At 72.4% G+C, this 13,336-nt stretch carries 13 protein-coding genes and 1 riboswitch; of the genes, 10 read left to right on the top strand and 3 right to left on the bottom strand.

Annotation, left to right across the window (positions count from 1 at the left end; genetic code table 11):
• Positions 1-68: 68 nt before the first annotated feature.
• Positions 69-1,148, bottom strand: coding sequence for a histidinol-phosphate transaminase (hisC, locus tag ACFUK0_RS25595; RefSeq protein WP_380254084.1), 1,080 nt, complete (start codon positions 1,146-1,148; stop codon positions 69-71).
• Between the two features lie 381 nt (positions 1,149-1,529).
• Here hisC and ACFUK0_RS25590 point away from each other — a divergent pair, with 381 nt between their 5' ends.
• From ACFUK0_RS25590 to ACFUK0_RS25580, 3 genes are all read left to right on the top strand, one after another.
• The gene (locus ACFUK0_RS25590) at positions 1,530-2,687 is read left to right on the top strand and encodes a LacI family DNA-binding transcriptional regulator (protein WP_380254082.1); all 1,158 of its coding nucleotides are present in this window, start codon (positions 1,530-1,532) and stop codon (positions 2,685-2,687) included.
• 113 nt (positions 2,688-2,800) lie between these two features.
• Positions 2,801-3,964, top strand: coding sequence for a metallophosphoesterase (locus tag ACFUK0_RS25585; RefSeq protein WP_380254080.1), 1,164 nt, complete (start codon positions 2,801-2,803; stop codon positions 3,962-3,964).
• A 221-nt stretch (positions 3,965-4,185) separates the two neighbouring features.
• Complete coding sequence (locus ACFUK0_RS25580) at positions 4,186-5,124, top strand: hypothetical protein (protein WP_380254078.1); 939 nt, start codon at positions 4,186-4,188, stop codon at positions 5,122-5,124.
• Between the two features lie 52 nt (positions 5,125-5,176).
• Here ACFUK0_RS25580 and ACFUK0_RS25575 read toward each other — a convergent pair whose 3' ends face one another.
• Positions 5,177-5,500, bottom strand: a complete 324-nt coding sequence (locus ACFUK0_RS25575) for a hypothetical protein (RefSeq protein WP_380254076.1) — start codon at positions 5,498-5,500, stop codon at positions 5,177-5,179.
• A gap of 346 nt (positions 5,501-5,846) precedes the next feature.
• Between ACFUK0_RS25575 and ACFUK0_RS25570 the strand changes: the two genes are divergently transcribed.
• From ACFUK0_RS25570 to ACFUK0_RS25560, 3 genes are all read left to right on the top strand, one after another.
• Positions 5,847-6,461, top strand: coding sequence for a CGNR zinc finger domain-containing protein (locus tag ACFUK0_RS25570; protein ID WP_380254074.1), 615 nt, complete (start codon positions 5,847-5,849; stop codon positions 6,459-6,461).
• 135 nt (positions 6,462-6,596) lie between these two features.
• Positions 6,597-6,950 carry a PadR family transcriptional regulator gene (locus ACFUK0_RS25565; RefSeq protein WP_380254072.1) on the top strand — a complete coding sequence of 118 codons (354 nt, stop codon included), beginning with the start codon at positions 6,597-6,599 and terminating at the stop codon, positions 6,948-6,950.
• A complete protein-coding gene (locus ACFUK0_RS25560) occupies positions 6,947-7,408 on the top strand; it encodes an HAAS signaling domain-containing protein (protein ID WP_380254070.1) in 462 nt (153 codons plus the stop codon). The genes ACFUK0_RS25565 and ACFUK0_RS25560 overlap by 4 nt, the downstream gene beginning before the upstream one ends.
• Before the next feature lie 73 nt (positions 7,409-7,481).
• Here the strand turns inward: ACFUK0_RS25560 and thiC are convergent, their stop codons facing one another.
• The gene (gene thiC / locus ACFUK0_RS25555) at positions 7,482-9,320 is read right to left on the bottom strand and encodes a phosphomethylpyrimidine synthase ThiC (RefSeq protein WP_380254068.1); all 1,839 of its coding nucleotides are present in this window, start codon (positions 9,318-9,320) and stop codon (positions 7,482-7,484) included.
• A riboswitch (TPP riboswitch) is annotated at positions 9,316-9,445 on the bottom strand. (Overlaps the previous gene by 5 nt.)
• A gap of 151 nt (positions 9,446-9,596) precedes the next feature.
• Here thiC and ACFUK0_RS25550 point away from each other — a divergent pair.
• From ACFUK0_RS25550 to ACFUK0_RS25535, 4 genes are all read left to right on the top strand, one after another.
• Entirely contained in the window at positions 9,597-9,797 is a 201-nt protein-coding gene (locus tag ACFUK0_RS25550; RefSeq protein WP_380254066.1) for a hypothetical protein, read from the top strand.
• Between the two features lie 146 nt (positions 9,798-9,943).
• Positions 9,944-11,431 carry a flotillin family protein gene (locus ACFUK0_RS25545; protein ID WP_380254064.1) on the top strand — a complete coding sequence of 496 codons (1,488 nt, stop codon included), beginning with the start codon at positions 9,944-9,946 and terminating at the stop codon, positions 11,429-11,431.
• Between the two features lie 123 nt (positions 11,432-11,554).
• Complete coding sequence (locus ACFUK0_RS25540; protein WP_380254062.1) at positions 11,555-12,559, top strand: 3-oxoacyl-ACP synthase III family protein; 1,005 nt, start codon at positions 11,555-11,557, stop codon at positions 12,557-12,559.
• The gene (locus tag ACFUK0_RS25535) at positions 12,556-13,326 is read left to right on the top strand and encodes a glycosyltransferase family A protein (protein WP_380254060.1); all 771 of its coding nucleotides are present in this window, start codon (positions 12,556-12,558) and stop codon (positions 13,324-13,326) included. Before ACFUK0_RS25540 ends, ACFUK0_RS25535 begins: the two co-directional genes overlap by 4 nt.
• The last annotated feature ends 10 nt before the right edge of the window (positions 13,327-13,336 follow it).

Raw genomic sequence — 13,336 nt, 5'->3', positions numbered from 1 at the left:
GCACCGCCCTCGGCGGTGCGCCCCTTCCGCGCTCCGGTGCCGCCGTGCGGCGGGAGCACCCGGAACGGCTAGAGCGTCTTGCGGAAGGCCTCGGCGGCCTCCAGGAAGAGGTCGTTGCCGGCCACCTCGCCGATCGAGACGCGCACGCCCTCGCCGGCGAACGGGCGGACGATCACGCCGGCCGCGGCGCAGGCGGCGGCGAAGTCGAGAGTGCGCTCGCCGAGCCGCAGCCAGACGAAGTTGGCCTGCGAGTCGGTGACCGTCCAGCCCTGGGCGGTGAGCGCGGCGGCGACCCGGGTGCGCTCCTCGACGAGGGCCTCCACCCGGACGAGCAGGGCGTCCTCGGCGCGCAGCGAGGCGACGGCGGCGTCCTGGGCGAGCTGGCTGACACCGAACGGGACGGCGGTCTTGCGCAGCGCGGTGGCGACCGGCTCGTGCGCGATCGCGAAGCCGACCCGCAGGCCGGCCAGGCCGTACGCCTTGGAGAAGGTCCGCAGGACGCAGACGTTGGGGCGGTCGCGGTAGAGGTCGACGCCGTTGGGCACGTCCGCGTCACGGATGAACTCGATGTACGCCTCGTCGACCACGACCAGGACGTCGGCGGGGACGGCGTCGAGGAACCGCTCCAGCTCGGCGGTGCGGATCGCGTTGCCGGTGGGGTTGTTGGGGTTGCAGACGAAGATCAGCCTGGTCCGCTCGGTGACCGCGGCGAGCATCGCGTCCAGGTCGTGGTCCTCGGTGGCGGTGAGCGGCACCGGGACGGGGGTCGCGCCGGCGACCTGGGTGATGATCGGGTAGGCCTCGAAGGAGCGCCAGGCGAAGATCACCTCGTCGCCGGGCCCGGCCGTGGCGAGGATCAGCGACTGGGCGACGCCGACCGAGCCGGTGCCGGTGGCGATGTGCTCGGCGGGCACGCCGAAGCGCCGCGCCAGCTCCTCGGTCAGCCCGGAGACCGCCATGTCGGGGTAGCGGTTGAACGAGCCGGCCGCCCGGAGGGCCGCGTCGAGCACGCCGGGCAGCGGCTCGTACGGGTTCTCGTTGGAGGACAGTTTGAAGGCGTCGGCGCCGGCCGGCTTGCCCGGCCGGTAGGTGGGGATGCCGTCCAGGGTCGGCCTCAGCCGGGGCCCCTGCGCTGCCGTGTCGCTCACGGTCGTCTCCTTCTGTGCTCTGCTCTGCGGCCGCGCCCGCGCTGTTTGCGGGTGCGCGGTGCTGATCATGTCCTGCGGCTCCGGCCACCGCACAACGGGATCGCCGTCGTACGGAGTCCCCGGCAGGCGCCCGCAGTGCCCGGCCGGGTGCCTTGAACGATACCCAGCGCGCTCACCCGTAGGGGTGACATGCCCCGGGGGTTGATGGGTGCAGATCAGCCATTCTGCCGGGTTCCTTTGGCACATGTCAGAGGTAAGACGGCCGGTTTCCGGCGGGTATCGAAGGGGGCCCCGCAGCCTCGCTCATGGAGAAACGTATCTTCACTGCTTCCGGCATCCCCGGTCACGCAGAGGCGTCATGAGCCATACGATCGGTTCGCCATGACAGCAGCAGCCAACCAGAGCGGTCGGCGACCCACCACCTCACGACGTCTGGAGCGGGCCGGCATCCGGGATGTGGCAGCAGCCGCCGGAGTGTCGATCACCACGGTCTCCGACGCGTTGAACGGTAAGGGGCGCCTGCCCGACGAGACCAGAAGCCGGGTCCGCGAGGTCGCCGAACGCCTCGGCTACCGCCCCTCGGCAGCCGCCCGTACCCTGCGCACCGGCAGGTCGGGCCTGATCGGACTGACCGTCACCACCTACGGCGAGGAACCCTTCACCTTCACCGAGTTCGCCTACTTCGCCGAGATGGCCAGGGCCGCGACCAGTGCCGCGCTCGGCCGCGGCTACGCCCTCGTCGTCCTGCCCGCCTCCTCCCGGCACGACGTCTGGGGCAACATCGCCCTGGACGGCACCGTCGTGATCGACCCGCCCGACCAGGATCCGCTGGTCAGCGAGCTGTACCGGTCCGGCGTACCGGTGGTCAGCGACGGCAAGCCCGGCAACTGCCCGGTCACCGCCTGGGTCGACAACGACCACGAGGCCGCCGTCCTCGGCATCCTCGAACACCTCACCGAGTCCGGCGCCCGCCGGATCGGCCTGCTCACCGGCACCAGCACCGACACCTACACCCGGCTCTCCACCGACGCCTACCTCGGCTGGTGCGACCGGGTCGGCCAGGAGCCGGTCTACGAGACGTACCCCGCCCACGACCCGGCCGCCGGCGCCGTCGCCGCCGACCGGCTGCTCGCCCGCCCGGACCGCCCCGACGCCGTCTACGGCCTCTTCGACCCCAACGGCACCGACCTGCTCGCCGCCGCCCGCCGGTACGGCCTGCGGGTGCCCGAGGACCTGCTGCTGGTCTGCTGCAGCGAGAGCGACGTGTACGCCGGCACCGAACCGCCGATCACCACCCTGTCGCTCAAGCCGCGCCGGATCGGCACCACCGTGGTCAACCTGCTCATCGACGCCATCGAGGGAGTCGACTCGGGCACCGGGGTGGACATCGGCCGGCTCTTCCCACCCCGCTTCCGGACCGCCGGAACGGGCCCGCCCCCGGGCACCCTGATGCCCACCGAACTGATCGTCCGGGCATCCTCCCAGCGCCGCAGCACCCGAACCACCGTCAGCCCGCCCCGCTCCCCCGGCGAGGTCTAGACCATCACAGTACGGGACAAAACGGACTTGAGGGACCGCCCTGCTGACGCTCCGGAGAATTGGATACCCACCAGGTGAGGACGGCGGGAGAGTGGTCTTCCTATGATGGGCGGATGACACCCGAGGACCGCTTCCCCGGGCCTGAACAGGCGCACTCAGGCCCCCGCCATCAGCCGGACCTCGACGTGCTGCCCTACGGCTCGTACTTCGAGCCCGCCGAACCCGCCGAACCCACCGGCTACGCCAACGGGTACTCCGAGACGTACAGCGCCTACGGCGGTGCCCGCTACCTCGAACAGCACTGGCCCGCCGCCTCGCACGAGCCCACCCTGCACGACCGGTCGCCGCAGGACCGGGCCCACGCGCCGCTGAACCACGAGGACCCGCCGACCATCGAGCTGGGCCCGCCGCTCACCGAGGACGGCCTGCCCTACTCCACCCCGTACCCCGCGCCCGACCCCAGCGAGCCCCCCGGCCCGCTGTACGTCGTCGGCGACGTCCACGGCTACCTCGACGAACTCGTCGCCGAACTGCGCCACCAGGGCCTGATCGACGCGGACGGGCACTGGTCGGCCGGCCGCTCCCGGATCTGGTTCCTCGGTGACTTCACCGACCGCGGCCCCGACGGCATCGGCGTCATCGACCTCGTCATGCAGCTCGCCGCCGAGGCAGCCGCCGCCGGCGGGTACTGCCGCGCCCTGATGGGCAACCACGAACTGCTCTTCCTCGGCGCCCACCGCTACGGCGACGAGCCCGTCCAGTCCACCGCAGGCACCGCGTCCTTCCTGGCCGCCTGGCGGCTCAACGGCGGCCAGCAGCACGACCTCGACCGGCTGGAGGCGCACCACATCAGCTGGCTCGCCCGCCTCCCCGCCATCGCCCTGGAGGACGGCCACCTGCTGCTGCACTCCGACACCACCGCGTACCTGGAGTACGGCGACTCCATCGCCGCGGTCAACGACGCCGTCCACGACCTGCTCGCGGACGAGGGCGCCGACGAGTGGTGGGACGCCTTCCGCCGCTTCACCAAGCGGTTCGCCTTCCGGGGCGAGGCCGGCCCGACGGCCGTCCACGAACTCCTCGACGCCTACGGCGGGCACCACGTCGTCCACGGCCACAGCCCCATCCCGTACCTCACCGGCACCGCCCACGGCGAGGACGGCGCACCCCCGCACATCCCGGGCCCGTACGTCTACGCGGACGACCTCGCCATCGCCATGGACGGCGGCGTCACCATGGAGGGCCGCCTGCTGGTGGCCCGACTGCCCATCAACTGACCAGCGACGGAACACCTGTACGAGGCCCGGCGGGGCCGGTCCGACCCCCGGACGGGGCCCCGCCGGCCCCCTCGGCACCGAAATTCCGGAAAGCGACTGTCAGCACGGCCCCGCCCGCCCCTACCATCAAGGCACACCGCACCAGGCCGCCCCGGCCCCGTCCGCCGAGGGCCGCCCCGAGTGCGGAAGCCAACCTCCGTGACGGAGCGAACGGGGTCCGCATGAACAACGCCCCGCACCTGCTGGCCGAGGACCGCCCGGACTTCGAGCGCGTCCTCGACGAAGCACTGCGCGACGGAACCATCCTGACGGCACAGCGCGACGCGGCCGCCGCAGGCACCGCCTGCCTCACCGGCGAACAGCTGCGCACCAAGGCACTGCTCGCCGCGAGCGCCATCGCGGCCGGCGCCGCCGTCGAGTACGAGCACTTCACCCGGCTGCGCGAAACCCTGCGCGCCACCGCCGGACGGCCGCAACCCGCCCCCGTACAGGAATCCACCCCCCGTACGACCGGCCCGCAGACCGTCCGCGAACTCGCCGCCCAGCTCAGCTCCGACGACGGCGCGGGGCTGTTCCCCGTACTCACCGTCCTCGCGCCGATCCTGGCGGGCGCAGCCGCGATCGTCTTCCTGGTCCTCGGGTACGCGCTGCGCGCCGCCGACCCGGCCCTGGTACTGGCCGGCTCGGTCATCACGGCCGGCTGGCTCGCCCTCGCCATCGGGGCCGCCGCCATGGTCATCGGCATCGTCGGGCTCATCCTCACCGCCCTGCGCGACGGCGCCGGCCCGCCCGACGACACCGACCCCGGCCTGCGGGCCGCCGTCGCCGACGCCCGCCGCGCCTGGCACCTCGCGCTGCGCGACCGCGCCGTCCTGCCGTACCTGCACGGCAACCTGGACTCGGAACCGGCCCTGCCCGTGTACACCCCGCAGCCCAGGTCCGCGCCGCCCGAGGAGTCCGCCGCCACCCACCGGCCCGACCCGCCCACCGCACCCGACTTCACCAGCCCCGGCTACACCGGCGCGGGCTACAGCAGCCCCGGCTTCTCCAGCCCCGGTGTCGAGGGCGTCACCGACCCCGAGGGCCGCACCCCCCGCCCGGCCGAGTTCAGCAGCCCCGGCTACAGCCCGCCCGCCTTCACCAGCCCGGACGACGTCTGAACCGCCGCTGCCGCACCCGCCGGCGGATCAGCCCGCCGGCGGAGTCCGGAACTCAGCCGGCCTGGTTCCCACCGAACGGCTGGACCGGCTGCGCGGCGTTGTTCCGGGCGACCAGGGACCGGACGAACTGAACGATCATCACCACCGGCAGGATGAAGGCCTTGAAGAACATGAAGTACGTTCCGCCCTCGAAAATGAACCCGAGGTAGATGCTGTAGCCGGCGAACCCGATCCCGGCCAGCACGTTGAAGACACGCCAGCCGATGCTGAGACCGGCGAAGTCGGTGGCGCCTATGCCGACCATGAGGACACCGCTGATGAGCAGCAGCACCACGTACCAGGAGAAAAGGGGATCAAGGCTGAAGTCAAGGTTCATGAAGGCTCTCGCATAAGGATCGGATAAGCGACTCGTAGGGACGATCGCGTACAGTACTGGATCCCGTCGGCCCGCGTCGCCACCTTTCAGCCCCCGTACGATTCCGCGACGGGGCGTCACTAATGGCGAGCCGCCCACGCAACGGCGCTATGTCAGCAAATGGGAGCCGTTCACGGCAATCAGGTGCCTTCCCACCCAATTCCGGCTTTCCCCGCGATGGACGGCACGTCATTACAGGGGCATTCCGGGGGCAATCCAGGCAATTCACCTACCGGCTCCTCGGCCGGTATCCGACGGCTTCCGCCGTTCTCCGGCGCCGTACGGCGTAACCGCTTACAGTGGTTACGTGACTGCACCGGCACCAGGACACGGCCCGCGGCCCCCCGAGGGCGCCGGCCACGCCTTCGACCCCGGGGCCCTGTGCCTCGAACTCCTCACCACCGGCGGGCCGGAGGCACTCGCCCGGCACGAACTGCTCCACGAGCCCGACGACCTGGCGTACTGGCTCGCCCTGTCCCGCCTGCACCTCCCCCCGACCCGGGTCGACGTCACCGACGGGGACCTCCTGGACGCCCGGCAGTTGCGCGACACGCTGTGGCAGCTCGCCCGGGCCCGCGCCCACGGCCGGCCCGGCAGCACGGACGACCTGGCCCTGCTCAACCACGCCGCGGCCCGGACCTCGCTGGCCCCGCAGATCGGCCCGTCCGGCGCGCACAGCTGGGCCCTCCCGGCCATCGGCGCACAGGCCGTCGCCACCATCGCCCGCGACGCGGTCGACCTGTTCACCGGCCCGTTCGCCGGCCGGATCCGCGAATGCAGCGCCCACGACTGCCACCTGATCTTCGTCGACACCTCCCGCCCCGGGCGCCGCCGCTGGTGCACGATGGAAACCTGCGGCAACCGCCACCGCACGCGTCCGACGCGTTCCCACCGCGACGGCGAGGAGCAGGCGGACGCCTGACGCGACCGGCGGACGATCCGTCAGGCCGCGCGCGACCGCGGCCCTCGTACATCCCGTGCAGCCCGTGCAAGGCGGCGCTCCCGCCTCCCGTCCGGCCCTCGCCAGTACCGTGCGCCGCATGGTACCTTGCGGCGCATGACATCTGAGAAGGCGCGATCGGGGGTCAGTCAGCTACGGCGGGGCGTGCTGGAGTTCTGCGTCCTGGCCCTGCTGCGCGACGGCGAGAAGTACGGCTTCGAACTCGTCCGCGACCTGGGCACCGCCCAGGCGATGGTGACCAGCGAGGGCACGATCTACCCGCTGCTCTCGCGCCTACGGCGCGACGAACTGGTGAGCTCCTCGTGGCGCGACTCCACCGCGGGGCCGCCGCGGCGCTACTACACCCTGACCCCGGCCGGCCTCCTGGCGCTGAAGGAGTTCACCGCCGAGTGGACACCGTTCCGGGACGCCGTCGACCGCCTGCTGACCAGCGAGGAGAACACCGCGTGACGACCTCTCGGACCACCCTCGTCGAGGACTACCTGAGCCGCCTCGACTCCGCCGGCGCCATCCTTCCCGCCGACCGCCGCACCGAACTGGTCGAGGAGATCCGCCAGCACATCACGGACGCCCTGGGCGAGGCCGACCCCACCTCCGTCAGCACCGTCCGCAACGTCCTCGACCGGCTCGGACCGCCGGCCGACATCATCGCCGCCGAAGCCCCGCTGCACGACAGCGCGCCGAAGCCCACCGCCCCGGCACCGGTACCGGCCCCGGTGGCCGCGGCCGCAGCCGCACCGGCACCGGCACCCGCCAGGGCCGGCCGGAGGACCGGCTGGGTGCTCGCCGCAGTGGCGGTGCTCATCCTCCTCGTGCTGGCCTTCCTCGGCTTCTTCGCCGCCGGCGAGGGCTCCTCACCCGCCCCGGCCGCACCGGGCATCTCGGAGCCGGTCCCGTCGCCGTCCTGACGCACCTGCCGCCGGGTCGGCCGTTGCCGCCGGGACCGACAGTCCCACCGGGGCAACGGCCGACGCCGCCGGGTCAGTCCGCGAGCGGCAGGTACACCCGGTTGCCCTGGGCGGCGAACTCCTCCGACTTGGCGGCCATTCCGGCCACCGCGTCCGCGTCGAACTCCGTCGGCACGGCGGTGGAGCCGTCACCGTGTTCGGCACGGATCTTCTGGGAGATCTTCATCGAGCAGAACTTCGGCCCGCACATCGAGCAGAAGTGCGCCGTCTTGGCGGGCTCCGCCGGGAGCGTCTCGTCGTGGAAGGCGCGGGCGGTCTCCGGGTCGAGGGCCAGGTTGAACTGGTCCTCCCAGCGGAACTCGAAGCGGGCGTCGGAGAGCGCGTCGTCCCAGGCCTGGGCGCCGGGGTGGCCCTTGGCGAGGTCGGCGGCGTGGGCGGCGATCTTGTAGGTGATCACGCCGGTCTTCACGTCGTCGCGGTTGGGCAGCCCCAGGTGCTCCTTGGGGGTGACGTAACAGAGCATCGCCGTCCCCCACCAGGCGATCATGGCGGCGCCGATGCCCGAGGTGATGTGGTCGTAGCCGGGCGCCACGTCCGTGGTGAGCGGGCCGAGGGTGTAGAACGGCGCCTCGTCGCAGATCTCCCGCTGGAGATCCATGTTCTCCTTGATCTTGTTCATCGGGACGTGCCCGGGGCCCTCGATCATCACCTGGACGTCGCGCTCGCGGGCGATCCGGCCCAGCTCACCGAGGGTCTGGAGTTCGGCGAACTGCGCCTCGTCGTTGGCGTCCGCGATGGAGCCGGGACGCAGGCCGTCGCCGAGCGAGAAGGTGACGTCGTAGGCCGCGAGGATGTCGCAGAGTTCCTCGAAGTTGGTGTAGAGGAAGTTCTCCTGATGGTGCGCCAGGCACCAGGCCGCCATGATCGAGCCGCCGCGCGAGACGATCCCGGTCTTCCGGCGGGCGGTCATCGGCACGTACCGCAGCAGCACTCCGGCGTGCACGGTCATGTAGTCGACGCCCTGCTCGCACTGCTCGACGACGGTGTCGCGGTAGACCTCCCAGCTCAGCTCCTCCGCCCTGCCGTCGACCTTCTCCAGCGCCTGGTACAGCGGCACGGTGCCGATCGGGACGGGGGAGTTGCGCAGGATCCACTCGCGGGTGGTGTGGATGTTGCGGCCGGTGGAGAGGTCCATGACGGTGTCGGCGCCCCAGCGGGTGGCCCAGGTCATCTTCTCGACCTCCTCCTCGATCGAGGAGGTGACCGCCGAGTTGCCGATGTTGGCGTTGATCTTCACCAGGAAGTTGGTGCCGATGATGGCCGGTTCGACCTCGGGGTGGTTCACGTTGAGCGGGATGACGGCCCGGCCGCGGGCGACCTCGGCGCGGACGTACTCGGGCGCGAGCCCCTCCCGCAGTGCGATGAACTCCATCTCCGGTGTGACGATCCCCCGCTTCGCGTAGGCGAGTTGGGTGACCGCCACGCCGTCGCGGCCGCGCAGCGGGCGGCGCGGGCGGCCGGGGAAGACGGCGTCCAGGTTGCGCAGGCCGCCGCCGCGCGGCGAGGTGTGCTTGATCCCGTCGTCCTCGGGGCGGGCCGCACGGCCGTCGTACTCCTCGACGTCGCCGCGCAGGCGGATCCACGGGTCGCGCAGCGCGGGCAGCCCGCGCCGCACGTCGGGCTCGTAGGCGGGGTCGGTGTACGGGCCGGAGGTGTCGTACAGCGGTACGGTCCGGCCGTTGGTGAGAACCACCTCACGGTACGGAACGCGCAGGTCGGGGCGGGATCCCTCGTGGTGGGCCTTGCGCCAGGCGGGGGTGGGGTACCCCGTGCCCGCACTGTTGGCCGGGCCGCTCGCCGGGCTGTTCGCCGGGCTCTGGGCAGACTTCTCCGGTGCTTCAAATGTGGTCATCAGACCCTCTACTCCCTACGCCGGCATTACCCGGTCCAGGTTCCTGCGGTCGGCGCAGCGGCCGGTACGCGTGTACCGTTCAGCGCCCTCTCAGCCCGGTGCTCCGAGCTCCCGTGTCTGCGGACGGTGTTGTCCGCAACAAGACGTCAACACCGTAGCCGCAGGATCCGTCCTGGTCCAGACGCCCTCCGGCCGTCGGACGCCCGCCGGCCTCCGGACGGCGCCGGGCGCGACCGGCGGGTTCCGCCACCGGGCCTGCTCCGGCACACTGGCCGGATGGTGGGGCTCATCGGGAGGGTCAGCGGCCGGATCGGGGCCGGGCTGGTCGGCGAGGTGATGGTGCACGTGCCGCAGCGGCAGGGCACCGAGGCCTTCCTCGCGTACCCGGCGGTGCCGGGCGACCCGATGCCGGTCGGCACGCAGGTGGTCGTGGTCGAGTACCAGCCGCCCCGGACGGTGTACGTAGCACCGGCCTGATCCACTGATGCGGAATCAGGACACAATCCACTTCCCAAGCGACCCCGGGAAGCGCAGAATCTCCTGCTGCCACCGTGTTCCGCGCCATCCTGCACAACAGAGCGCAGCCACGGAACACCGGTGTGCCCTGAAGGGGGAATCAGCCGATGCTCATCGGCATCGCAGGGGCGTCCGTCGCCTCCGTCATCATCCTGGTCGTGCTCTTCAAGCTCATGTGGCGGGTCGCCGAGCCCAATGAGGCACTGATCATCTCCGGGTCCAAGCACCGCGCCGAGGGAGTCGGCGAGGGGCTGGGGTTCCGGATCGTCACCGGCCGCGGCACGCTCGTCACCCCGGGCGTGCAGGTCGTGCGCAGGCTGTCGCTGGACCTGAACGAGGCCGACCTCGACGTCGAGTGCGTGACGTCGCAGGGGATCCCGGTGCACGTCAAGGGCGTTGTGATCTTCAAGGTCGGCGACGACACGGTGTCGATCGCCAACGCCGCCCGCCGCTTCCTGGACCAGCAGGCGATGATGGGCCACCGCGTCCACAACGTCTTCGCCGGCCACCTGCGCTCCATCGTCGGCGGCCTCACCGTCGAGGACATGATCCGCGACCGCGAGCGGCTCACCGGGGAGACCCGGGCCGCGTCCGGCACCGAGATGGAGAAGCTGGGTCTGATCATCGACTCGCTCCAGATCCAGGAGATCCTCGACCCGACCGGCTACATCCAGAACCTCGCCGCACCGCACGCGGCCCGCGTGATGCGCGACGCCCGCATCGCCCAGGCCGAGGCCGACCGGCAGGCCACCGAGGCCGAGCAGGAGGCCTTCGCCCGCAAGGCCGAGGCGACCCGCAACAGCGGTATCCAGCAGGCCGGCTACCAGGCCGAGATGGAGACGGCGACGGCCCGCGCGATGCAGGCGGGGCCGCTGGCGCTGGCCGCCTCCCGCCAGGAGGTCGTGGTCCAGGAGACCAAGGTCGCCGAGCTGGAGGCGCACCGCAAGGAGCAGCAGCTCCAGGCGGACGTCCGCAAGCCGGCCGACGCCCGCGCCTACGAGACCCGCACCAAGGCCGACGCCGACCGCGACGCCCGGATCTCGGCCGCCCAGGCCCAGGCCAAGGAGACCGAGTTGAAGGCGGGCGCCGAGGCGAACCGGGTGAAGCTCGCGGCACTCGCCGAGGCCGAGGCCACCAAGGCGCGCGGCCTGGCCGCCGCCGAGGCGACCCGGGCCACCGGGCAGGCCGAGGCCGCGTCGGCCGAGGCGAAGGGCCTCGCGGCGGCGGAGGCGGCCCGGGCATTGGGCCTCGCCGAGGCCGAGTCGATCAAGGCCCGGGCGGCCGCCCTGGCGGAGAACCAGGAGGCCGTGGTCGCCCAGCAACTCGCCGAGAACTGGCCGGAGATCGTCCGGGCCGGCGCGGAGGCGTTCGGCAACGTCGAGCACATGGTGCTGCTGAACGGCGCCGAGGGCATGGGCGAGATGTTCGCCAAGGCCCTGACCATGGGCGGCACCGGCCTGGGCCTGGCCCGCCAGCTGCTCGGCACCATGAACGGCGCCGTGCAGGCACCCGCTGCCCAGGCACCCGCCGGTGACGGCGGGCGCGAGCGGCCCCGGTCCGTCCCGGTCCAGCCCATCCCGGTCCAGGACTCCTGACCTCCCGCGTTCGCCGCGTGCCCGCCCACCGAGCCAGGTGGGCGGGCACGTTGGGTATCCGGCGGCGCCGATCTGAGTACCCGTACTCAGGCCCCTCCCGGCCCGCCCCGGGAGCATGGGGGCATGGACCTCCCGATAGCGCGGATCGGCATCACGGCCGTCGGCTCTTGCCTGCCCTCCCGCCGGATCACCTCGCAGCAGCTCCAGGACGAGGTGACCGCCGGACTCCGCCTCCCCGAGCGGATGTTCGAGAAGGCGATCGGCATCGCCACCCGGCACTTCGCCGCCGACGACGAGTACGCCTCCACCCTCGCGCTGGGCGCCGCCCGCCGCGCCCTGGACGCTCGTGGAATCGACCCCCTCGACATCGACCTGCTGCTGTACGCCTCCGCCACCCGCGATGTCTGCGAACCCGCCACCGCGCACCTCGTACAGGCCGAACTCGGCTCCCGGGCCCACGCGCTGGACGTCAGCAACGCCTGCAACAGCTTCCTCAACGGGATCGACCTGGCCCGCGCGATGATCCTGGCCGGCCGGGCCCGCCGCGCCCTGGTGGTGACCGGCGAGACCCCCAGCCGGGCGATGCGGCGCGACCCGGGCGGCCTCGCCGACTTCCGGGAGGGCTTCGCCGGCTACACCTTCGGGGACGCGGGCGCCGCCGTCGTGGTGGAGGCCGTGGAACGCGGCGGCATCCTGGACATCGAGACCGAGACGGCGTCCGAGCACTGGGCGGCCGGCGGCATCCCGGGCGGCGGATCGCGCCACCCGCGCGGCGACGAGTACAGCTACTTCCGGGGCGGCGGAAAGGAGTTGCGCGGGATCTTCGAGAAGATCGGCGGCGACATCCTGACCAGGGTCGCGGCCCGCACCGGCCTCGGCTGGGACGACTACGCCCGAGTCCTGGTCCACCAGGTGACCGTGCCCTACCTGGAGCGCTTCGTCGAGCTGACCGGGGTGCCGGCCGGCAAACTGGTGCTGACCGTACCGGACCTCGGGAACATCGCCAGCGCCACCCTCGGTGTCCAACTCGACCGCATCCAGCACGAACTGAACCCCGGCGACCGCGTCCTGCTGGTCGGCCTCGGCGGGGGCGTCAGCCTGATGACGATGGTCTGGGAGGCGTCGTGAGCACTCCCGCCACGGACACCGCCCTCGACGACGTGCTCTGGGTGATCGTCCCGGCGTACCAGGAGGAGGCCAGGATCGGTGACACCCTGACCGCCCTCGCCCGCCAGCACGACCGGGACTTCACCCTCCTCGTCGTCGACAACGGCTCCACCGACCGCACCGGCGAACTGGCCCGCGCCTTCGCCGCCGGCGCGCCCTTCCCGGTGCGGGTGCTGACCGAACCGGAGAAGGGCGTCGGCTGCGCCGTCGACACCGGGTTCCGGTACGCGGTCGCGCACGGCGCCACCCTGCTGGCCCGCACCGACGCCGACTGCATCCCGCAGCCCACCTGGACGGCCGCCGCCCGGATCGCCCTGCACCGGGCCCCCGGCCTGGTCTGCGGACGGATCCTGGCCCGCCGCGACGAGCAGGGCCCGCTCGGCCGGGCCGCGTTCCGGGTGCTGGTCGCGACCGCCGCCGGCTTCGGCCGGATCCGCCCGGCCCACCACCGCCGGCACGGGTACCTCGCCCCGTACCGGATGCACGCCGGCAACAACATGGCGATCACCGCCGGGCTGTACCTGGCCGTCGGCGGCATGCCCCGCCGCCCGTCCCCCACCGACCGCGCCTTCCTCAACAGGGTCCGCCGGCACACCACCGCGATCAGCCACTGCCGCGCGATGACCGTCCACAACTCGACCCGGCGGCTGAAGGCGTACGGCGTGCTCACCACCGCCCGCTGGTACCTGGACCGGGGCAGCGGCCGGCACACCACCGACCCGCGCTGAACCGGCGCCG

The sequence above is a fragment of the Kitasatospora sp. NPDC057223 genome (genome assembly GCF_042669755.1).
GTDB lineage: Bacteria > Actinomycetota > Actinomycetes > Streptomycetales > Streptomycetaceae > Kitasatospora.
Note: the sequence above shows the minus strand (reverse complement) of the source record. Positions and strands in the feature narration are given on the sequence as shown.

Bases quoted from the DNA above. Each gene is read 5' to 3' on its own strand.
- ACFUK0_RS25590 (WP_380254082.1), top strand. From the start codon at position 1,530: ATGACAGCAGCAGCCAACCAGAGCGGTCGGCGACCCACCACCTCACGA.
- ACFUK0_RS25585 (WP_380254080.1), top strand. From the start codon at position 2,801: ATGACACCCGAGGACCGCTTCCCCGGGCCTGAACAGGCGCACTCAGGC.
- ACFUK0_RS25580 (WP_380254078.1), top strand. From the start codon at position 4,186: ATGAACAACGCCCCGCACCTGCTGGCCGAGGACCGCCCGGACTTCGAG.
- ACFUK0_RS25575 (WP_380254076.1), bottom strand. From the start codon at position 5,500: ATGAACCTTGACTTCAGCCTTGATCCCCTTTTCTCCTGGTACGTGGTG.
- ACFUK0_RS25565 (WP_380254072.1), top strand. From the start codon at position 6,597: ATGACATCTGAGAAGGCGCGATCGGGGGTCAGTCAGCTACGGCGGGGC.
- thiC (WP_380254068.1), bottom strand. From the start codon at position 9,320: ATGACCACATTTGAAGCACCGGAGAAGTCTGCCCAGAGCCCGGCGAAC.
- ACFUK0_RS25550 (WP_380254066.1), top strand. From the start codon at position 9,597: ATGGTGGGGCTCATCGGGAGGGTCAGCGGCCGGATCGGGGCCGGGCTG.
- ACFUK0_RS25545 (WP_380254064.1), top strand. From the start codon at position 9,944: ATGCTCATCGGCATCGCAGGGGCGTCCGTCGCCTCCGTCATCATCCTG.
- ACFUK0_RS25540 (WP_380254062.1), top strand. From the start codon at position 11,555: ATGGACCTCCCGATAGCGCGGATCGGCATCACGGCCGTCGGCTCTTGC.